This window comes from Phenylobacterium sp., assembly GCF_965284355.1.
GTDB lineage: Bacteria > Pseudomonadota > Alphaproteobacteria > Caulobacterales > Caulobacteraceae > Phenylobacterium.
In genome coordinates, this window is the sequence record NZ_OZ260078.1 from 2250861 (window position 1) to 2271122 (window position 20262).

At 71.3% G+C, this 20262-nt stretch carries 18 protein-coding genes; 9 read left to right on the forward strand and 9 right to left on the reverse strand.

Going from position 1 to position 20262, the window contains the following annotated elements; translation table 11 throughout:
- Positions 1–195: 195 nt before the first annotated feature.
- From ACQ66R_RS10925 to ACQ66R_RS10965, 9 genes are all read left to right on the forward strand, one after another.
- Positions 196–2148 (forward strand): DUF3857 domain-containing protein, encoded by a 1953-nt coding sequence (locus ACQ66R_RS10925; RefSeq protein ID WP_430421867.1) that lies wholly within the window; start codon positions 196–198, stop codon positions 2146–2148.
- Between the two features lie 132 nt (positions 2149–2280).
- Positions 2281–2571 (forward strand): integration host factor subunit beta, encoded by a 291-nt coding sequence (locus ACQ66R_RS10930; protein WP_430421869.1) that lies wholly within the window; start codon positions 2281–2283, stop codon positions 2569–2571.
- Positions 2572–2622: 51 nt separating this feature from the next.
- On the forward strand, positions 2623–3033 hold the full coding sequence (mscL, locus tag ACQ66R_RS10935) for a large-conductance mechanosensitive channel protein MscL (RefSeq protein WP_430421871.1): 411 nt from the start codon (positions 2623–2625) through the stop codon (positions 3031–3033).
- Positions 3034–3074: 41 nt separating this feature from the next.
- A complete protein-coding gene (locus ACQ66R_RS10940) occupies positions 3075–3719 on the forward strand; it encodes a phosphoribosylanthranilate isomerase (protein ID WP_430426263.1) in 645 nt (214 codons plus the stop codon).
- A 15-nt stretch (positions 3720–3734) separates the two neighbouring features.
- Positions 3735–4955, forward strand: coding sequence for a tryptophan synthase subunit beta (gene trpB, locus ACQ66R_RS10945; RefSeq protein WP_430421873.1), 1221 nt, complete (start codon positions 3735–3737; stop codon positions 4953–4955).
- Between the two features lie 12 nt (positions 4956–4967).
- Positions 4968–5795 carry a tryptophan synthase subunit alpha gene (gene trpA, locus ACQ66R_RS10950; protein ID WP_430421875.1) on the forward strand — a complete coding sequence of 276 codons (828 nt, stop codon included), beginning with the start codon at positions 4968–4970 and terminating at the stop codon, positions 5793–5795.
- Positions 5796–5803: 8 nt separating this feature from the next.
- Complete coding sequence (locus ACQ66R_RS10955; protein ID WP_430421877.1) at positions 5804–6724, forward strand: acetyl-CoA carboxylase carboxyltransferase subunit beta; 921 nt, start codon at positions 5804–5806, stop codon at positions 6722–6724.
- Positions 6725–6880: 156 nt separating this feature from the next.
- Entirely contained in the window at positions 6881–8221 is a 1341-nt protein-coding gene (locus tag ACQ66R_RS10960; protein WP_430421879.1) for a bifunctional folylpolyglutamate synthase/dihydrofolate synthase, read from the forward strand.
- 4 nt (positions 8222–8225) lie between these two features.
- Complete coding sequence (locus ACQ66R_RS10965) at positions 8226–8435, forward strand: hypothetical protein (protein ID WP_430421881.1); 210 nt, start codon at positions 8226–8228, stop codon at positions 8433–8435.
- A 136-nt stretch (positions 8436–8571) separates the two neighbouring features.
- On the opposite strand, the gene trxA is transcribed toward ACQ66R_RS10965, so the two are convergent.
- The 9 genes from trxA to pgi all read right to left on the reverse strand — a co-directional run bounded on the left by trxA (position 8572) and on the right by pgi (position 20254).
- Positions 8572–8901 (reverse strand): thioredoxin, encoded by a 330-nt coding sequence (gene trxA, locus ACQ66R_RS10970; protein WP_293360493.1) that lies wholly within the window; start codon positions 8899–8901, stop codon positions 8572–8574.
- An 84-nt stretch (positions 8902–8985) separates the two neighbouring features.
- Positions 8986–9423: a PD-(D/E)XK nuclease family protein gene (locus ACQ66R_RS10975; protein WP_430426265.1), complete on the reverse strand. Its 438-nt coding sequence runs from the start codon at positions 9421–9423 to the stop codon at positions 8986–8988.
- Entirely contained in the window at positions 9344–12484 is a 3141-nt protein-coding gene (gene addA / locus ACQ66R_RS10980; RefSeq protein ID WP_430421884.1) for a double-strand break repair helicase AddA, read from the reverse strand. Before addA ends, ACQ66R_RS10975 begins: the two co-directional genes overlap by 80 nt.
- On the reverse strand, positions 12481–15489 hold the full coding sequence (addB, locus tag ACQ66R_RS10985) for a double-strand break repair protein AddB (RefSeq protein ID WP_430421886.1): 3009 nt from the start codon (positions 15487–15489) through the stop codon (positions 12481–12483). Before addB ends, addA begins: the two co-directional genes overlap by 4 nt.
- A complete protein-coding gene (locus tag ACQ66R_RS10990; RefSeq protein WP_430421887.1) occupies positions 15486–16217 on the reverse strand; it encodes a nucleotidyltransferase family protein in 732 nt (243 codons plus the stop codon). The genes addB and ACQ66R_RS10990 overlap by 4 nt, the downstream gene beginning before the upstream one ends.
- Positions 16214–17308 (reverse strand): N-acetylmuramate/N-acetylglucosamine kinase AmgK, encoded by a 1095-nt coding sequence (gene amgK, locus ACQ66R_RS10995; RefSeq protein WP_430421889.1) that lies wholly within the window; start codon positions 17306–17308, stop codon positions 16214–16216. The genes ACQ66R_RS10990 and amgK overlap by 4 nt, the downstream gene beginning before the upstream one ends.
- Positions 17292–17732 (reverse strand): tRNA (adenosine(37)-N6)-threonylcarbamoyltransferase complex ATPase subunit type 1 TsaE, encoded by a 441-nt coding sequence (gene tsaE / locus ACQ66R_RS11000; RefSeq protein ID WP_430421891.1) that lies wholly within the window; start codon positions 17730–17732, stop codon positions 17292–17294. Before tsaE ends, amgK begins: the two co-directional genes overlap by 17 nt.
- Before the next feature lie 10 nt (positions 17733–17742).
- The gene (locus tag ACQ66R_RS11005; RefSeq protein WP_430421892.1) at positions 17743–18615 is read right to left on the reverse strand and encodes a GNAT family N-acetyltransferase; all 873 of its coding nucleotides are present in this window, start codon (positions 18613–18615) and stop codon (positions 17743–17745) included.
- A 22-nt stretch (positions 18616–18637) separates the two neighbouring features.
- Positions 18638–20254 carry a glucose-6-phosphate isomerase gene (gene pgi, locus ACQ66R_RS11010; RefSeq protein WP_430421894.1) on the reverse strand — a complete coding sequence of 539 codons (1617 nt, stop codon included), beginning with the start codon at positions 20252–20254 and terminating at the stop codon, positions 18638–18640.
- Positions 20255–20262: the final 8 nt, after the last annotated feature.

Below are 20262 nucleotides of genomic sequence, written 5' to 3' on the forward strand. Positions count from 1 at the left end.
GAACATCGAGCGGCGGATCGGGAAACCGGTCCGCCGTTTTCGTTTTCGGGGGAAGCCCCCTCCACCACCCACCGGGTCGCAGAGAGCGACCCGGCGCCCTCTTGAACGGCAGCCCGCAACGCGGGCGGTGGGGTCCCCCTCCCCCTGAGGGGGAGGAACATCTATCGTCCTGACGAAGCCTTCGAAGGACCGCCAGTGCTGCTGCGTCTCGCCACCACCCTCACCCTCGCGTTCGTGATCGCCGCGCCCGCGTTCGCCGCGCCAAAGCCTGCGTTCGGTCCGCCCGCGAAGTGGGTGCAGGTGGCCGAGGCGCCGCCCCCGCCACCGGCCGACAACGCCCCCGCTGTCCAGACCCTGCTCGACGACAACCAGAGCCGCCTGACCCCGCAGGGCGACGCCTACTACAACCGCCGCGTCCGCAAGATTCTGAAGGCCGAGGGGCTGCCCTCGATGACCTCGTTCAGCGTGACCTGGGATCCCGACGACGAGCAGGTGACCATCCACACCCTGCGGATCATCCGCGACGGCAAGACCATCGACCTGCTCGACAAGGGCAAGAAGATGCTGGTCCTGCGCCGCGAGCGCGACCTGGAGCGGGCGATGCTGGACGGGCGGATGAGCGCCAGCCAGCAGATCGAGGGTCTGCAGGTGGGCGATATCCTGGACGCGTCCTGGACCCATGCCGGGCGCGATCCGGTCGCGGGCGCCCGCAGCTATGACATGGAGGGCCTGTCGTTCCCGGGCGTGGCCAGCCGCTACCGCGCGCGCCTGTCTTGGCCGACGGGAACGCCGGTCCGTTACCGGACCACCGAGGGCTTCGGCGAACCCAAGACCACCGAGGCCGATGGCTGGACCTACCTCGAGCTGGACGCGACCAACATCCAGGCGCCGAAGCCGCCGGTGGGCGCGCCCCAGCGCTATCGCCGGCTGGGCACGCTGGAGGTCTCCAGCTTCGCGAGCTGGAACGAGATTTCCCAGATCATGGCGCCCCTGTACGCGCGCACCGCGGTCATCGATCCGACCTCGGACCTGCGCGCAGAGATCGCCGCCATCGCCCAGAAGAGCGCCGACCCCAAGGTGCGCGCCTTCGAGGCGCTGAAGCTGGTCGAGGACAAGACCCGCTACTTCTTCATCGGCATCGGCGACGGCGGCTATGTGCCCGCCCCGGCCGACGAGACGTGGCGGCGCAAGTTCGGCGACTGCAAGGGCAAGACGGTGCTGCTGCTGGCGATCCTGAAGGAGCTGGGGGTCGAGGCCGAGCCCGCCCTGGTCAGCCTGGGGTTCGGCGACGGGATGGACGAGCGGCTCCCCTCGCTGGCGGCGTTCAACCACGTGATCGTCCGCGCCACGGTGGGCGGCAAGGTCTACTGGCTGGACGGCACCCGCACCGGCGACCGCAGCGGGCTGGACGCCCTGAAGCCGCCGCCGCACCGCTGGGCCCTGCCCATTCGCCCGGCGGGCTCGGGCCTCGAGGCCATCGTCCAGCCGCCGCTGGATGCGCCGATGATCGAGGCCCGGCTGCGGTTCGACGCCACCAAGGGCCTGGACGAGCGGGCGGCCGTGTCGATGAGCACGCGCCTGACGGGCGACGCGGCCAACGCCATGCGCCAGGCCGTGGCCACGAACACCCGCACCGACCTGGAACGCGCGTTCCGCCAGCAGATGTCGGCGGGGATGAGCTGGATCGAGCTGGAGAAGATCGACTGGCAGGACGACGCCCAGAACGACGCCTTCGAACTGCGCGCCAGCGGCGCCGCCGACCTGGACTGGCGCAAGAACCCCGATCTCGGCATGCGCGAGTACAAGGTCTCGACCTCGACCAACCAGACGCCCGGGTTCCCGCGCCGCGAACCGGGCCCGAACCGCGATGCGCCCTATGCGGTGGCGTTCCCGTTCTACATCCGGGCGACGACCGAGATCGTGCTGCCGGCCGGCGGCAAGGGCTTCACCGTCCGTGGGCCCAGCGGCCAGGAGACGGTGGGCGGCATGGAGCTGCGCCGGGCCTCGGGCATCGAGAACGGGGTCGCGCGGTTCGTCACCGACATGCGCTCGCTCACGCCCGAGATCTCGGCCGCCGACGCCGAGGCCGCCACCCGCAGCCTGCGCCGGATCGCCGCCGAGGACAGCCTGGTCCGCGCGCCGCTCTGACCCCCTGGAAGCGCGCGTGGGTTGTAGCGGCGCAACGCCCGGCAAGCTTCACCTTAGATACGCCGAATCCCTTTTTGCGCCTTGATCCGCGCACCCGCATTCGCCATGGTCGCGCCGGTTCAAGGGGCGTCCATGATCAAGTCCGAGTTGATCGCGAAACTCGCGGAGGAGAACCCACACCTCACGCAACGCGACATCGAGCGCGTCGTCGGTGTGATTCTCGAGCGGATGATCGAGGCGCTGGAAGAGGGCGGCCGGGTCGAGCTGCGCGGTTTCGGCGCTCTGTCGGTCCGCTCGCGCGACGCCCGCGCCGGCCGCAATCCGCGCACCGGCGAGCCGGTTGACGTGCGCGCCAAACACGTCCCCTTCTTCAAGAGCGGCAAAGAGCTACGCGAGCGCCTGAACGCCGAGGACGAGGGCTAGTCCCGATCCTCGCCGCGCTCACGGGCCGCTCGCACAGGGGGAGGGTTTAAGATGGGCGTCTTCTCGGAATTTCGTGAGTTCATTGCGCGCGGCAATGTCGTGGACCTCGCCGTCGGCGTGATCATCGGCGCGGCCTTCAACGACATCGTCAAGGTGCTGGTCGACCAGGTGGTGATGCCGCCGATCGGCCTGCTCACGTCGGGCGTCGACTTCTCGAAGCTGGCGATCATCCTGAAGCCGGACGATCCGGCCACCGAGGCCAGCGAGCTGGTCGCGATCCAGTATGGCGCGCTGATCAACTCGGGGATCAAGTTCCTCATCGTGGCCTGGGTGGTCTTCATCATCGTGAAGGCCGTGAACGCCATGCGCCGCGCCCCGCCGCCCGCCGAGGCCGCGCCGGCCGCGCCGCCGCCCCAGGAGGCGCTGCTAGCCGAAATCCGGGATCTGCTGAAAGCGAAGTAGCGCCCCTCCCGCAACAGGGCGCGATGCCCTATCTGCGGGGCATGACCGCGACCGCGAAGATCTGTGGACTGACGACGCCCGAGGCCGTGGCTGCCGCGGTGGACGGGCGGGCGAGCCATATCGGCTTCATGTTCTTCCCGAAGAGCCCGCGGAACATCGCGCCCGACGCCGCCGCGCGGCTGGTTCCGGCGGCGCGGGCCAGGGGCGTGAAGATCGTGGCGGTGGTGGTCGATCCCACCGACAACGAGCTGGACGCCATCGTGACGGGTCTCTCGCCCGACCTGATCCAGCTGCACGGCAAGGAGAAGCCGGCCCGCGTCCGCGAGATCGCCCAGCGGACGGAGCGGGGGCTGATCAAGGTGATCCCGGTCTCGGAGGCCGCCGACTTCGCCGAAGCCGCCGCCTACGAGCCCCTGGTCGAGCACCTGATGTTCGAGACCAAGCCGCCCAAGGACGCCGACCGCCCCGGCGGCCTGGGCGTGGCCTTCGACTGGACCCTGCTGGAGGGCCGGAGGTTCCAGCGGCCGTGGTTCCTGGCCGGGGGTCTGGATCCCTGGAACGTGGCCGGCGCGATCAACGCGTCCAAGGCCCCGATCCTGGACGTTTCCTCTGGCGTGGAACGCGGTCCCGGACTAAAGGACCCCGCCTTGATCACGGCGTTCCTCGACGCTGTTCGCCGCGCCTGAGACGCTTTGCCGACCATGAACGCGCCCACACGACCCAACGACTACGCCGCCTTCCCTGACGCCCGTGGACGCTTCGGCGACTACGGCGGCCAGTACGTGCCCGAAACCCTGATGCCGCTGGTCCACGACCTGACGGCCGCCTGGAATGCGGCCAAGGTCGATCCGGCGTTCCAGGCCGAGCTGAAGGGCTTCCTGACCCACTATGTGGGCCGGCCCTCGCCGCTCTATTTCGCCGAGCGGCTGACGCAGCACTACGGCGGCGCGAAGATCTATCTGAAGCGCGAAGAGCTGAATCACACCGGCTCGCACAAGATCAACAACTGCATGGGCCAGATCCTGCTGGCCCGCCGCATGGGCAAGACCCGGATCATCGCCGAGACCGGCGCCGGCCAGCACGGCGTGGCCAGCGCCACCGTCTGCGCGCGCTTCGGCCTGCCCTGCATCGTCTACATGGGCGCGGTGGACGTCGAGCGGCAGAAGCCGAACGTGTTCCGCATGAACCTGCTGGGCGCCAAGGTCGAGGCTGTCACCTCGGGGTCGGCGACCCTGAAGGACGCCATGAACGAGGCCCTGCGCGACTGGGTCACCAACGTCCACGACACCTATTACATGATCGGCACCGCGGCCGGCATGCACCCCTATCCCGAGATGGTCCGCGACTTCCAGGCGGTGATCGGCCGCGAGACGCGCCAGCAGATCCTGGAGATCGAGGGCCGGCTGCCCGACGCGGTGGTCGCCTGTGTGGGCGGCGGTTCCAATGCGATCGGCATCTTCCACCCCTTCCTGAACGACGACGGCGTGAAGCTGATCGGCGTCGAGGCGGCCGGCGACGGCATGGACACCGACCGGCACGCCGCGGCCATCAACGGCGGCCGCCCGGGCGTGCTCCACGGCAACATGACCTACCTGCTGCAGGACCGCGAAGGCCAGATCACCGAGGCCCATTCGATCTCGGCCGGCCTGGACTATCCCGGCATCGGGCCGGAGCACTCGTGGCTGCACGACGTGGGCCGCGCCACCTACATGACCGCCACCGACGCCGAGTCGCTGGAGGCTTTCATGCTGCTGTCGAAGTTGGAGGGCATCCTGCCGGCCATCGAGAGCGCGCACGCCCTGGCCCGCATCGGCGACGTCGCCCGCGACGTCGGCAAGGACGGCATCGTGGTGCTGAACCTGTCCGGTCGTGGCGACAAGGACGTGAACACGGTGGCCGCGCACCTTGGCCGTCAGATCTAGGGGGCGGCAGAGTTGACCAAGGCCCGTATCGACGCGCGCTTCGCCGCGCTGAAAGCGGAAGGCCGCGCGGCCTTCGTCAGCTATGTGATGGCCGGCGACCCCGATCCCGAGACGGCGGCGAAGATCCTGAAGGGCCTGCCGGCCGCCGGCGCCGACGTGATCGAGGTGGGTTTCCCGTTCTCCGACCCCATGGCCGAGGGCCCGCCGATCCAGCGGGCCGCCCAGCGGGCGCTGGCCAAGGGCATGACGCTGGCGGGCACGCTGGCGGCGATCGCGGCGTTCCGCGAGGACGACCAGGACACGCCGATCATCCTGATGGGCTACACCAACCCGCTGGTCACCTGGGGCTACGAGGCCTTCGCGCGCGACGCGGCCGCGGCCGGGGTGGACGGCGTGATCGTCGTCGACCTGCCGCCCGAGGAGGCCGAAGACCTGGCCGACGCGCTGGACGCAAACCAGCTGTCGCTGATCCGCCTGGCCACGCCCACCACCGACGATCAGCGCCTGCCGATCGTGATCCGCCGCACCTCGGGCTTCGTCTACTATGTGTCGGTCGCCGGCGTGACCGGGGTGAAGGAAGCCGACGCCGACGCCGTGGCGCCGCACGTCGCACGCGTGCGCAAGGCCTCGGGACTTCCGGTCGCCGTGGGCTTCGGCATCAAGACGCCCGAGCGCGCCGGCGCCATCGCCAAGGTCGCCGATGCGGTGGTCGTGGGGTCCGCGCTGGTGGACGAAGTGGCTGAAGCGGTGAAATTGAACGAAGACGTGACCGCGCGAGTGCTTTCCAAAGTGGCTTCCCTTGCCCAGGCTGTGCGCCTCGCGCGTCGGGTCCCGGCCTAAACAACATCATGGCGATGGCTGAACAGCGAAACGACAAGCCTGGGCGTGCGCCCACCTCCGAGCGACGCCGCGGCTGGCTCTCCCGCATTGCCCCCGGCGTTCGGGGCCTGACCAAGAAGGACACGCCCGAGAACCTGTGGGTGAAGGATCCGGACAGCGGCGAGATGCTGTACCGGCCCGACCTGGAGGCGGCGCTGTGGGTGACGCCGTCGGGCAATCACATGCGGATCGGCTCGAAGCTGCGCCTGCAGTACACCTTCGACGACGGCCGGTTCGAGCGCATCTCCACCCCCGAGGTCGTGGAAGACCCCCTGCGGTTCCCCGATGACAAGCCCTACCCCGAGCGCCTGAAGGCGGCCCGCAAGGCCACCGGCGAGCAGGACTCCATGGCCATCGCGTTCGGCAAGATCGCGGGCCAGGAGGCCGTGGTGATCGTGCAGGACTTCTTCTTCATGGGCGGATCGCTGGGCATGGCCGCCGGCGAGACCTTCGTGAAGGCGGCCAAGGAGGCCGTGAGGCGCGAGGTCCCGCTGGTGATCTTCACCGCGTCGGGCGGCGCGCGCATGCAGGAGGGGACGCTGTCCCTGATGCAGATGGCCCGGACCACCCTGGCGCTGAACGAGGTCAAGTCGGCGGGCCTGCCCTACATCGTGGTGTTCACCGACCCCACCACCGGCGGCGTCAGCGCCTCGTACGCCATGCTGGGCGACGTGCACCTGGCCGAGCCCAACGCCACCATCGGCTTCTCGGGCCGGCGCGTGATCGAGCAGACCATCCGCGAGACCCTGCCCGCCAGCTTCCAGCGCTCGGAGTTCCTGGTCGAGCACGGCATGGTCGACCAGGTGGTGAAACGCGCCGACATCCCGGAAAAGCTGGGATCGATCATGAAGACCCTTATGATGGGGCGTGAGCGCCGTTCCGCCGCCTGAGGACTTGAGCACCGGGGTCCCAACCCTCCTCCCCCGCTGGGGGAGGGGAACCATGCGCAGCATGGTGGAGGGGGCTTGCCGCCGGACTCAGCGAGCGCCTTGCTCCCCCTCCACCGCCTTCGGCGGTCCCCCTCCCCCTATGGGTGAGGAGGCCAGATGAGCACCTTGCCGCCCGATCCCGGACACGACCCGATCCGCGCCTCCGACGCGGTGATCCAGCGCCTGCGCGCCAATCATCCGACCCTGATCGACCTGACCACCGGCCGCGTCGAGCGGCTGCTGGCGGCGGTGGGCCGGCCCGACCTGAAGCTGCCGCCGGTGATCCATGTGGCGGGCACCAACGGCAAGGGCTCGACGGTGGCCTACCTGCGCGCCATCGCCGAGGCCGCGGGCCTCAGTGCGCACTGCCTGACGTCGCCGCACCTCGTGCGGTTCGCCGAACGGATCCGGCTGGCCGGCAAGCTGATCACCGATGCGCAGCTCACCGAGCTCACCGACCGGCTGGAGGCCGCCAACGCCGGCGAGCCGATCAGCTTCTTCGAGATCACCACGGTCCTGGCCTACCTGGCCTTCGCCGAGACCCCGGCAGACGTCTGCATCGTGGAGGTGGGCCTGGGCGGCCGCTTCGACGCCACCAACATTTTCGAGGCGCCGGCGGTCAGCGTGATCACGCCGGTCGACTACGATCACGTGGAGATGCTGGGGCCGGGCCTGTCCAAGATCGCCTGGGAGAAGGCCGGGATCATCAAGCACGGCCGCCCCGTCGTGGTCGCCCGCCAGCAAGATGAAGCGCTGGAGATGATCGAGCGCGAGGCGGATGACCGCATGGCGCCCATGCTGCTGATGGGCCGCGACTTCGACGCCTGGGAGGAACGCGGGCGGCTTCTGGTGCAGATGCCCGACCGGCTGCTGGACCTGCCGGCGCCCAGCCTGTTCGGCGGCTATCAGTTTGACAATGCGGGCGTGGCGGTGGCCGCGGCGCTCACCTTCGACCGCGAGCTGTCGGACGAAGTGCTGGGCGCGGGCATGACCTCGACCGTCTGGCCCGCGCGGATGCAGAGGCTGACGGCCGGGCCGCTGGCCGAACTCGCCAAGGCGCGGGGCGCAGACCTGTGGCTGGACGGCGGGCACAATCCGCACGCCGGGCGCGCGCTGGCCGAGGCGGCGAGCCGCATCGTCGACCGCGATCCGCGCCCGCTGGTGCTGGTGACGGGCATGTTCGCCCGCAAGGACGCCGAGGGCTTCTTCCGCCCGTTCGCCGAGATGCGGCCACGGGTGATCTGCACCACCTTCGACAGCCCTATCGCCGCGAGCGCCGAGGAGCTGGTCGCGGCGGCGGTGAAGGCCGGCCTGTCGCCCGAGACGTCGTCCAACGTCATGGACGGCGTGGCGCGGGCGATGGAGATGGACGGCCCGGCGCCGCACGTGCTGATCTGCGGCGGCCTGCACTTCGCCGGCGAAGTGCTGGCGATGAGCCCCGAGACGTGGCCGAGTTGAGCTGATGTTCGGAAAACGCACCTGGCGCCTGGCGCTGCCGATCCCATGGCTGGTCACCCTGGCGGCGGGCCTCGTGGTGCTCGCGGGACTGGTGCACGTCTACGGCCGGGGCCCGGAAGTGATGTTCGGCTGGCTCATCGGCTGGCTGATCGTCAGCCGCGTCGTGAACTATTTGGCGGGCCGCCGGAAGCCGAAGCGCTCGCCCCTCCCTTGATGGAGAGGCGCAAGCCGCGCCAGTCGCCAGGGCGAGGAATTACGGGCCAAAGCTCGAAGGGTGGGGAGGATCGATACTCCCTCACCCTGATGGCCTTGCCATTTGTCCCTCCCCATCCAGGGAGGGATGGCGCCGCCTACGCCGCGACGCCCGCTTCGGTCAGCCACTCCAGAATCTTCTGCTTGGGCATGGCGCCGACCTTCATCGAGGCCATCTGGCCGCCCTTGAACAGCATCATGGTGGGGATGCCGCGCACGCCGTAGCGCGAGGGGGTGGTCGGGCTTTGCTCGATGTCGAGCTTGGCGATCGTGACCTTGCCTTCCAGCTCGGCGGCGAGCTGTTCCAGGGCGGGCGCGATCTGCTTGCAGGGGCCGCACCACTCGGCCCAGAAGTCCACCAGGACGGGGGTCTCGGATTGCAGGACGTCGGCCTGGAAGGTGTCGTCGGTGACCTTCACGGTGCTCATCGGGTAACTCCTATCGCGCGGCGTTCATCCTAACGAGATTCCGCACGTCTTGATCCGGCCATGTAGGCGGGCTCCTGCCTTGTATCAACCGTCACGGCGGAGGTCGGCAAGGGTTTGGGCCAACAGGATTTCTGGAACCGGCATCAGCTTCGGGCCGTCGGTCCAGACGATGGCGGCCTCGATCCGGCGGCCCGGAAAGATGTCGGCGAGGACGGCGGCGTAGAGCGCCATCTGGCGCAGATAGGCCGGGTCGGCGTCCTCGATGCGGTCGGGCGAGGGCCGGTTGGTCTTGAAGTCCACCACCAGCACCCGGTCGGGCAGCACCACCAGGCGGTCGATGCGCCCCGAGATGCGCAGGCCGGGCGGCAGGGCGGCGGCAGTCCCCGCGACGGCCACCTCGGCGCGCGAGCCCGGGCCGAACACCTCGGCGAAGCGCGAATCCTCAAGAACCGACAGCGCGGCCGCGGCCGGCTGCCCGCTGGGCGTCGGTGAGGTCGGGCTCGCGGGCCAGCAGCGCCGCAGAGCCCGCCGCGCGCTCGGACGTCGGCAGGTCGGGCAGCAGCTGCAGAAGGCGGTGGACGATGTCGCCGCGGCGGAAGCGGCCCAGGCCGGTGGCCTCGGCCAGAGGCGACGGGGCGGCGGCGACCACGCCCTCGCCCAGGTCGGACGGCGAGGCGTAGCGGGCGAAGGCCTCGGCCTTGGCGACGGCGCGGGCCCAGCCCGGCAGCTCGGGCGCGGGCCCCGGGACGACCGGGCGGGCGCGGACCCGCTGGGGATCGGGACCATAGCGGCGGAACCGGCCCCCGGCGTCGTCCTCCAGTTCGCGCACCTGGTCGGCCAGGCCTGCGTCAGTGACCGCGTCGCGGATCGCGCCCCACCAGCCCTTCAGCTTGTCGGGATCCGTGCGCTCGGCGCGGCGGCCGCACAGCACCAGGCGGTCGCGGGCCCGGGTCAGGGCCACATAGAGCAGACGATAGGCCTCGGCCTCCTCGCGGTCGGCGCGCAGCTTGCGGGCGGCGGTGGTGGGCGGGCAGTCGTTGGCCGACCGCGCGCTCCAGAGGAACCCCTGGCCCTCGGGCCCGCGGTCGATGGCCATCAACGGCGAGCCGCGCTGGGCGCCGGCCAGGTTGGTCTCGGGCAGGAAGACGATCGGCGCCTCCAGGCCCTTGGCGCCGTGGGCGGTCATGACCCGGACCTCGTCGCGCGAGGCCTCCATCTCGCGCTTCACCAGGATCTCCAGGCCCGATAGCTCGTCGGCCAGGCTCTCCAGGTCGTGGGCGCCGCGCTCCTCGGCCGCCAGCACCTGGTTCAGGAACTCGTCCAGGGCGTCCTTGGCCTCGGCGCCCAGCCGGCCCAGCAGGCGCTGGCGCATCGAGCGGCCGTCAGGTCCGACGTGCTCGACCAGGCGGACGTAGAACTCGAACGGCCGCGACCCGCGCGCCGTGTCGCGGGCCAGCTGCAGGAAGCGCTCGGCGGCGGCCCAGGCGGGCGCCTCGTGCGCGCGGTTGCGCAGCGTGGCCCACAGGCCGGCCGATCGGCCGTAGGCCAGATCGTAGAGGCCGTCGTCGTCCAGCCCGCAGAACGGGCTCTTCAACAGCGCGGCCAGGGTCAGGTCGTCGCCGGGGAACAGGGCGAAGCGGGCCAGCGCCAGCAGGTCGTCGAAGATGATGTGGCCCGACAGCGACAGCCGGTCGGCGCCGGCTACGGGCAGGCGCTTGTGCTTCAGCTCGCGCAGGATCTCCTCGAACAGGGCGCCCCGGCGGCGCACCAGGATCAGCACGTCGCCGGCGGTGGCGGCGCGCAGCTGCTGGGTCTTCTCGTCGTAGACGCCTTCGCCACGGGCGATCAGGCCGTCGATCTCGGTCGCGATCCGCCGGGCCAGGCGGCGATTGGCGCTGTCCTCGGATTCCAGGTCCAGCGGGGCGTCCCAGGCGCCGCGCTCCTGGCCCTTCCGGTCGACCTCCATGTCCCAGACGTCGACGCAGCCCAGGTGTTCCTGGCGCGGGGGCGCCACCTCGTGGACGACGGCATCGCCGGGCTGGACCGCCTCGACCAGGTGGGCGGGCGTGAAGACGGCGTCCACGAACCCCAGCACCTGGGGCGTCGAACGCCAGGATTTCAGGAGGTCGATCCGCTTCACCGGATGGCCGGCGCCGGCGGCGCGGTCGCGGTAGAACAGGAACTTGTCGGCCAGCAGCTCGGGCCGCGCGCCCTGGAACGAGTAGATCGACTGCTTGCGGTCGCCCACCACGAACACGCCCCGCGCCAGATCGCGCGCCTTTCGCGGCCGACCGGCGCCCGAGAAGAAGTCGTCCGTCAGCGCGTCGATGATCGCCCACTGCTCGGGCGCGGTGTCCTGGGCCTCGTCCAGCAGGATGTGGTCGACGCCACCGTCCAGCTTGTAGAGCACCCAGGCGGCCGCATCGTCCTGCAGCAGCGCGCAGGTCTTCTCGACGAGGTCGGCGAAGTCGAGGGCGCCCGAGGCCTCCTTCTCGATGCGGTAGGCGTGCAGGTAGGCGTGGGCGAGGCTGAGGGCGTCGATGCTGTCGCGACCGACCTGGGCGGCGCGCAAGCGCTGGCGCAGGTTGTGCAGCCGCTCCTGCTCCTCGAGCAGGAAGGCGCGGACGGCGGGCTCGGTCTGCAGCCGCTTGGCCGTCTCGACCCACTTCCGGGGCTCGTCCTCCTTCGTGAAGAAGAGGTCGACCGCATCGTCCAGCGACGGATGCGCGTCGGCGGCGAGGGCCATCAGGTCGGCGGCCCGCTGGGCGTCGGTCTTGCCGCCAGGCTGCAGCGCCTCGGCGGCGCGGCGGTACATGTGGCGATCCAGGCGCGCCATCGCCTCGGCAGCCAGCGCTTCGGGGTCGGTATCCGGCGGGATGTCGACGGCGCGCCAGACCCAGCCCTTGGCGCCCTCCAGGCCGCCTTGCCGGTCGAAGAACGTGGCCAAAGCGCCCCGGCGATTCTCGAACTCTGCGAACATCGCCTGGAAGCGGCGGAAGTCGAGCGAGACCGCGAGGCGGCCGTAGGCGTCGGCCAGTTCGCCGGGCACATTCAGGACGCGGTGGGCCACGTTGCGCCGCGCGGCGGCGGCCACGGCGGCGGCGGCCGGCTCGTCCATCACCCGAAAGCCGGGCGGGACTTCGGCCTCTATCGGGAAGCGCTTCAGCACCTTCTCGCAGAAGGCGTGGATCGTCTGGATCTTCAGGCCGCCGGGCGTCTCCAGGGCGGCGGCGAACAGGCTGCGGGCCTCGGACAGGTCCTGCGCGTCGAAGCTCTTGGGCGCGCGCGAGCGCAGCTTGCCCAGGGCGTCGCGCAGCTCGGCGTCGCTGGCCACCGACCATCCCCCCAGCCGCTCGTAGAGCCGCCGCTGCATCTCGGACGCGGCGGCCTTGGTGTAGGTGACGCAGAGGATCGTCTCGGGCTTGGCGCCGCCGAGCAGCAGGCGCGCCACGCGATCGATCAGGGTCTTGGTCTTACCCGAGCCGGCGTTGGCGGTGACGAACACCGACAAGGTCGGATCGGCCGCTTCCTCCTGAGGATCGCGCGTCTCGGCGATGGTGAAGAGGTCGACGACGTTGCTCATTCGTCTTCCTCGCCGCTGGTGGACCACTCGAAGACGCGGGCCAGGTGGTCGTAGTCCGAGACGTACATCTTCACGAACTGAGGCGCCGTGCGCGAGGTGTAGCCCTGGGCCGGGTCGGCGTAGCGGGTGATCAGCTTGTCCAGGCCCTGCAGGGCGGCGTCGACGGCCTCGCGGGTGTTAAGGGTCTTGTCGCCGTCGCCGTCGGGCGCGGCGCGCACCTCCTCGCGACCGGCCGGGCGACGGCCGGTGATCTCGAGATAGGTCAGGTCGCCGGCCGTGACGCGGCCGATGTCCTTGAAGCCGCCGCCTTCCAGAATGGCGGCCGTCAGGGTGAGCTGGGGCGAGAAGCCGGTCTGAACCATCCGCTTCGACGGCGCGCGGCCGGTCTTGTAGTCCAGCACGTGGCCCAGGCCGTCGGGCGAGACCTCGATGCGGTCGGCCTTGGCGGCGAGCGTGAAGGGCCGCCCCGCGATCTCAAGGGTGAGCTTGCCCTCCTTCTCCACATGCAGCCGACGGCCATCCGCGCGACGCCGGGTCTCCATGTCGGCGACCCACGCTCCAGCTTCGACCGCGAGCGCGGTCTCCGTGGCCAGCTTGTCGGGCGGCATGCCGGCCTTCTCCAGCTCGTGCAGATAGAGGCTGCGGAAGATCGCGGCGGCATTCGGCGGCAGCGCCGCGGGCCAGTCGAGGACGAAGCGTTCGAAAGCCGCGTGGATGGCGGTGCCGCGGGCGCGGGCCTCCACCTCTTCGTCGGGGCGCTCGATCAGGCGCAGCTGGAGGATGTCGCGCGCCCAGACGGCGTAGGGGTCGCGGGTCAGGGTCTCGACGCGGGTGGCGAACAGTTCGGTGGGGCGGGCCTCGACGGGCGGCTTTGGCGAGGGCCTCGGATAGGGCGTGTAGGGGCCGGGCGCGTCCAGCGCGGCGGCCCAGGCCAGGGCCTCGGGGCGGCCGGGGATCTCCAGCCCCGCGCCCTTGGCCAGGGTCTCCAGTCGCCACAGCCAGCGCGACTTCACCGCCGGCTGGCCGTCGCGACGCTCGGTATGCAGCAGGACCACCTCGGGGGCGCAGACCGCCTGGGCGAAGTCGTGCGCGGCCAGGCCGATGCGACGCTCTGGCGACGGCAGGCCCAGGGTCTCGCGCATGGGCCGCGACAGGAACGGATCGGTGGGCGCGGCGGCCGGCCAGACCCCCTCCTCCAGCCCGGCCACCACCAGCCGATCAGCGCGGACCAGACGAGCCTCGATGGCGCCCAGGATGCGTAGACGCGGGTGCGTGGCGCCGCCCGAACGCACCGTTTCGCCCGACATCAGCCGCTGCAGCAGATCGGCGTACTGGCGGGGGGTCACTTCGGGCAGATCCTGGCCCTCGCGCATCAGGCCCGACAGCAGACGCGACATCGCCTCCCCGGCATGACCCGCCCACAGGTCGCCGGTCCGCCCATCCTCGCCGGTCGCCAGGGCTTCCATGGCGGTGACCAGGCGCAGGGTGACCGCAGCGGGGGCGTCGTAGCCGTCACGAGGCCACGTCAGGGCCTCGACGATGGCCTGCAGCCGCTCGGCCAGCGGCAGGGCCTGAGGGGCGCGTTCTTTGCCGCCCCGATCCTTGGCGAGGAGGCGCCCCTTGAGCTCGTCCCAGGTGCGGGCGCGGGCGCCGCGCAGGGCGTGGCGCTCCAACCTGGTGGGGTCGCCCAGGCGCGTGAAGGGGTGCTTCAAGAGGCCCAGCAACGCCACGGGATCGACGGGATCGACGGCGGCCCGCGCCAGGAGGCTCGCCAAGGCGCCGCAAGCCGACCCGGCGAGGCTTTCGCCGGCCGATGAGTCGGGGACCACCCCCCAGCGGGCCAGCTTGGCGGCGACGCGGCGCGCGATCCGCTGGTCGGGCGTCACCAGGGCGGCGGTTCGCTCGGGCGTCTCCAGCGCCTCGCGCAGCAGCAGCGCGGCGACGGTGGCCGCCTCCTCCTCTGTGCGGGCGCTGACCAGCGACAGGCCCTTCAGCGCCTCGGCGATGGCGTCGGGGTCCTGGGCGCGCAGGTCGTCGATGACGTGCAGCCAGTCAGCGGTCTCCTCGGCCGGCCGCAGCGCCTCGTTGACCACCCGGCGACGCCAGCGCTGGGCGGCGGTCTCGGCGGTGGAGGCGGGCCAGATCGCCACCTGCTCGCGGGTCACGCGCGCGGTGTCGAGCAGACGACGCAGCGCGCCCTGGGGATGCTGCACGTCGACCTTGCGCCAGGCCTTCTCGGCCAGATTGACGTCCACGCCCGGCAGCACGACCGCGCCCCTGGGCGCCGCGGCGATGGCGATCATCAGGGCGCGGGTGGCGGGCGCGGTGCCCGTGGAGCCGGCGGCGACCAGGACGCCCTGCGGCGGCCTGTCGGACCACCGCTCGGCCAGACGGTTCAGCAGGCGCACGCGACGTTCGCTGACATCCACCACGCCCAGCTCGTCGAGGCGACGGGGCCAGGCCTCGAGCGCCCGGTCCAGGAACCGGCGCGAAATGTCCCAGTGCTTCGCGAGGTCGCCGGGCGCGAGGTCGACCAGGGCGCCGCGCACGTCGATCTCCTCGATCTGGAGGCTGTCCAGGAACGCGCCCAGGGCGTCGGCCAGGTCGAGCGCCGCGCCGGCGCTGTGCACGCCGCCCGGCACATCGTCGGACAGTTCGGCGACCAGTCGCACCAGTTCGAACCGGCGGCGCAGCGGGTCGATGGCGGCCGGCAGGTCCAGCACCAGATCGCCGGGCTCGAACGGCGGCTCGCCGGCCTCCAGGTCGCCCAGCGGACGCATCTGGGGCGGCAGGACGGCGCGGCCGCCCGCGGCCTTGATGAAGGCGTCGGCCAGGGCGCGGGCGCCCCGGCGGGTGGGGGTCAGGACGACGGCGTCGGCCAGGGCCTCGGGGCCCATGGGCGCGAGCGCGTCGTAGAGGCCCTGGGCCAGGTCTTCCGCGAACGGCCGGTGCGCCGGGATGTTGAACCAGCGCGAGCCCGGCTGCTCGAAGAAGGCGGGAGTCATGAGGCCTGCGCCGCCTCGCGCAGCTTGGCTTCGGCCAGGTCGCGGGCGCCGGGGTCGCCGACGTGCATCCAGAAGCCGTCCATCACGGCGCCGTGCAGCCGGCCCTCAGCCTGCAGCCGATGCCAGATCGGGATGATCGAGAAGGCGCCGGCCGGCTGGTCGTCCAGCAGTTCGGGCTTGAGGATGGCGATGCCCATGTTGGCGAAGGGCGTCGCGGGCTGGGGCGCGGTGGAGTGGGTCAGCCGGCCTTCGTCGTCGCGGAAGAAGCCTTGCGGCCCTTCGAACCCGATGCCCTGCCCGCGCTTCACCAGCAAGAGCAGGATGTCCATGGCGGCCGGATCCCAGGCGGCCTTGAGCGTCTCGAGCGCCGGCGTCGCGCCCTCGATCCAGAGGCTGTCGATATTCGCCACGTAGACGGGCTCGCGCCCCAGCTTGTCGGCGGCGTGCCGGATGCCGCCGCCGGAATCAAGGAGTTCGGCCCGCTCATCCGATATCAGCACCTCCAGGTCGCGGCGCGCGGCAAGGTGGGCTTCCATCTGGTCGGCCAGATGGTGGACGTTGACCACCACCCGCTCGACGCCCGCGTCATGCAGGCGGTCCAGGACATGGTCGATCAGCGCCTTGCCGCCCACCGGCACGAGGGCCTTGGGCATGGCGTCGGTCAGCGGCCGCATGCGCGTGCCCAGGCCGGCGGCCAGCACCATCGCGGTCCGGGGCCCAGGCGTCACGCGCGCGCCTCGGCGGGAACGTGACGGTCAAGCCAGGCCTTCAGCGGCGCGAGGTCGGGATCGACCAGGCAGCGGTCCAGGTAGCCCCAGAGCCGCGGCATCAGCGTCGCGTACTTCGGCTTCTTGTCCCGCGTGGTCAGGCGAGCGAAGATCCCCAGGATCCGGCAGATGTTGAGCGCCCCCAGGGCGTGGAAATCAGCCAGGAACCCGGCGCGGTCGACCTGGGGCCGCAACGCGAAATAGGCGGCCAGGCAGGCCTCCTGCCGCTCCGGCGTCACCTGGCGGCGCGCGTCGTGCAGCAGCATAGACATGTCCCACGCCGGATGCGCCCTGACGGCGTCCTGGAAATCGATGAGGCCGACGCGGGCCGGGCCCTCGCGGCCAGGCAGCCAGAGCAGGTTCTCGGCGTGGTAGTCGCGATGGCAGAAAACGGTGGCGTTCGCCGCGCCATAGGCTCGGACCGGCGTCCAGACCGCCTCCCACTCGGCGCCGGCCTCGGGGCCGAAGGCGAGCTGGGGCTTCAGCTTGGGCAGCCATTCGACCAGCAGCCGGTCGGCGGTGGCCAGCGCGGTCTCGTCGTAGGTCAGGAAGGGCCAGGTCACGCCGTCATACGACAGCACGTCGCCGACCGGCGCCTCATGGATCTTCGCCAGCGCCGAGATGGCGGCGTCGTACAGCGGCGCTTCGTCCTGCCCGGCCTGGATGAGGCTGGCGAACAGGTCGTCGCCCAGATCTTCCAGCACGGCCAGGCCCTGGGCCGGCTCGGCGGCCAGGATCGCCGGCGCCGACAGCCCCTGGTCGCGCAGCCAGCCCGCGGTAGCGATGAAGGCGTCGACCCGGCCGGCGGCGAGGCGGGCCAAAGCGTTGTAGCCCAGCGCCTCGCGCTCGGCCGGCGTGGCCGCGGGCGGACAGGGCGCGGTCTCCAGCGACGGCGGCTGGTCCATGAAGATGAAGGTCTGGCCGTCGCGATGCAGCCGTTCGTACTGGCGCGTGGAGGCGTCGCCGCCCAGAGGCTGGCGGCGGGCGTCGCCGAAACCGGCGGCCTTCAGGAACCCGGCCTTCATGGCCTCGCGCTCAGAACTCAAGGTCACGTCCTTCCCAGGCGCCATGCGGCGTGAGCCGCGCTGTGCGCCCGCCATCTTGGGCGAGGGCGATCTCTATATCGAGTCGGTCGGGCGGCAGGCGACCCTCAAGGCGCTCGGGCCACTCGATCACCGCCGCGCCGGCGTCCAGCGCCTCGTCCAGCCCGATCTCATAAGCCTCGTCGGGGTCGGACAGGCGGTAGAGGTCGAAATGGGCCACCGCGAGCCGCGGGCCCTCGTAGAACTGCACCAGGGTGAAGGTCGGGCTGGGAACCTCCTCGTCCGGGGTCGTGAGCGCCCGCACCAGGGCCCGCGCCAAGGTGGACTTGCCGGCGCCCAACGGCCCCGTCAGGCAGACCGCCTCGCCCGGCCGCAGCTGCGCCGCCACCGCCTGGCCCAGCCGCCCGGTCGCCGCCTCGTCCGCCAGGTTCATGGGGGCGGGATCATGCGAAGCGCCGGTCGGGATCGGCCGGCAGGTCGCGCTCGACGAACGCCTTCAGGCGCACGGTCACCTCGCCCGGATCGCCGTCCAGCTGCCCGGGAGGAATCGGATGCCCGACCGTAAGGGCGAATTCGCGGCCGCGCTTGTTCAGCAGCTCGTGGAAGAGGGTGATGTCGCGCAGCTCGGTCGAGAAGCCGTGGAAGAAGTGGAACATCGCCGACCAAGGCCCTGCCACGTGGATCGGCACGACAGGGGCCTCGTACTTGCGGGCGATCGAGACCGCCGAGGACATCCACTCCGGGTCGGCCAGCGTGCCGTCAGGCTCCTTGCGGGCCAGGCGGCCGGCCGGGAAGATCGCCAGGCATCGCTCGGCGTCCAGCGCCTCGCGGGTCATCGTCAGCGTGGCGCGGGTCTTCTCGCGGGTCCGCTTGGCGTCGACCCATTCCACCGGAATCAGCACCTCGCCGAAGCCTGGCGAGACCCGGTGCGCGTCGGCGTTGGCGTAGAAGCAGATATCCGGGCGCAGCGGCCTGACGGCGTCGTAGACCGCCACGCCGTCCGCGATGCCCGTGGGGTGATTGCAGACCAGCACCACCCGGCCGGCGGCGGGGATTCTCTCCAGGCCGGCGGCGGCCACCTTCAGCGCCAGCAGGTCCGACACGTAGGCCAGGGCCTTGGCGCCGGGCATCGGATGAATCGCGTCGGCCATACGCCGGGCCTTGGCGTAGTCCAGCAGGGCGTACAGCAGCGGGCGCGCGATCGGCCAGAACGGTCCGCCCGCGAGCCTGGGCGCCCGCTCGGCGATCAGGACATCGACGATATGATCATGGCCCCCGGATCTCGCGACTCCGGCGGCCGGCGTGGCCAGCGTCATGACGGGAAGATGACAGCCAGGACTAGGACTTCAACCGGGCGATCAACGCCCGGGTCGACGGGTCGTGCGCGCCGGCGGGGCCGCCGTTCAGTTCGCCCAGCACGCGGGTCGCCAGCGACTTGCCCAGTTCGACGCCCCACTGGTCGAAGCTGTTGATTCCCCAGAGCACGCCCTCGACGAACGTCTTGTGCTCGTAGAGGGCGATCAGGGCCCCCAGGCGTTCGGGGTCCAGGCGCTCCAGCAGGATGAAGCTGGTGGGCCGGTCGCCGGGGAAGGTGCGCTGGGGGGCCAGCATGTCGATCTCTTCGGCGCTGCGGCCGGCGGCGGTGAGCTCAGCGCGGACGTCGGCTTCCGAGCGACCCACCATCAGCGCCTCGGCCTGGGCGATGGCGTTGGCCAGCAGCTTGGTCTGGCCGTCGATGTCGCCCTCGGTCCCGCGGTGGACGGCCACGAGGTCGACAGGGATCACGTCGGTCCCCTGGTGCAGCAGCTGGAAGAAGGCGTGCTGGCCGTTGGTGCCGGCGTCGCCGAACACGCTGGCGGCCGTGGCGTGCGGCGCGGGGCGGCCGTCGGCGGTGACCCGCTTGCCGTTCGATTCCATCTCCAGCTGCTGGAGGAAGGCCGCGAAGAGGCGCAGGCGCTGGGCGTAGGGCACCACGGCGCGGATGGGCCGCCCCAGGCCGTTGCGGTTGAAGATGTGCGCCAGCGCCAGCAGCACCGGGGCGTTCAGGGCCAGGGGCGCGGACTTGAAGTGAGCGTCCATGGCCCGGGCGCCCGCCAGCATGCGCTCGAACACGTCGTAGCCCAGGGCGACAGCGCACGAGAGGCCGACCGACGACCAGATCGAATAGCGACCGCCCACCCAGTCCCAGAAGCCGAACACCTGGTCGGCGGGCACGCCGAACGCCTGAGCCTTGTCGGGCGCGGCCGATACGGCGACCAGGTGGCTGTCGCTGGCCGGGCCCAGGCTGGCGCGCAGCCAGGCGCGGCCGACCTCGGCGTTGGTGAGCGTCTCAAGCGTCGTGAAGGTCTTCGAGACCGTGACGATCATCGTCTCGGCCGGATCGAGGCCGGTCAGGGCCTGGGCCAGTTCGGCGGGATCGACGTTGGCGGTGAAGCGCAGGTCGATCGGCGGATCCAGCGGCTTGAGCGCTTCCCAGACGAAGCGGGGACCCAGGTCGGAGCCCCCGATGCCGATATGGACGATGGCGCGGAACGGCTTGCCCGTGCAGCCGTGACGGACGCCCGAACGCACCTGGTCGACGAAGGCGCGCATCGCATTGCGGATGGCCTCGACCTCGCGCGACACCGGTTGGCCCGCCGCGCGATAGTCGGCGCCGTCGGCGGCGCGCAGCGCCATGTGCAGGGCCGGTCGGCCTTCCGAGGCGTTGACGATCCCGCCGGCGAACAGCCCGGCCCGCGCGGTGTCGACGCCCGAGGCGTGCGCCAGGTCCAGCAGCACCTCGAGGTCGGACAGCGACCAGGGCTGCTTGGAGAGGTCGATCTCCAGCCCGGCCGCGGCAAGCGTCAGGTGCGATAGCCGGTCGGGCTCGGCGTCGAACAGGCCGGCGATCCGGCGACCGCGCGCGGCCTCGGCGGCCTTTGAGAGGGCCGCCCAGGCGGCGTCGACAGGGGTCAAGCGATACC

Coding starts and splice junctions, on each gene's coding strand:
- ACQ66R_RS10930 (WP_430421869.1), top strand. CDS start 2,281: ATGATCAAGTCCGAGTTGATCGCGAAACTCGCGGAGGAGAACCCACAC.
- mscL (WP_430421871.1), top strand. CDS start 2,623: ATGGGCGTCTTCTCGGAATTTCGTGAGTTCATTGCGCGCGGCAATGTC.
- ACQ66R_RS10940 (WP_430426263.1), top strand. CDS start 3,075: ATGACCGCGACCGCGAAGATCTGTGGACTGACGACGCCCGAGGCCGTG.
- trpB (WP_430421873.1), top strand. CDS start 3,735: ATGAACGCGCCCACACGACCCAACGACTACGCCGCCTTCCCTGACGCC.
- ACQ66R_RS10955 (WP_430421877.1), top strand. CDS start 5,804: ATGGCGATGGCTGAACAGCGAAACGACAAGCCTGGGCGTGCGCCCACC.
- ACQ66R_RS10960 (WP_430421879.1), top strand. CDS start 6,881: ATGAGCACCTTGCCGCCCGATCCCGGACACGACCCGATCCGCGCCTCC.
- ACQ66R_RS10965 (WP_430421881.1), top strand. CDS start 8,226: ATGTTCGGAAAACGCACCTGGCGCCTGGCGCTGCCGATCCCATGGCTG.
- trxA (WP_293360493.1), bottom strand. CDS start 8,901: ATGAGCACCGTGAAGGTCACCGACGACACCTTCCAGGCCGACGTCCTG.
- addA (WP_430421884.1), bottom strand. CDS start 12,484: ATGAGCAACGTCGTCGACCTCTTCACCATCGCCGAGACGCGCGATCCT.
- addB (WP_430421886.1), bottom strand. CDS start 15,489: ATGACTCCCGCCTTCTTCGAGCAGCCGGGCTCGCGCTGGTTCAACATC.
- tsaE (WP_430421891.1), bottom strand. CDS start 17,732: ATGAACCTGGCGGACGAGGCGGCGACCGGGCGGCTGGGCCAGGCGGTG.
- ACQ66R_RS11005 (WP_430421892.1), bottom strand. CDS start 18,615: ATGACGCTGGCCACGCCGGCCGCCGGAGTCGCGAGATCCGGGGGCCAT.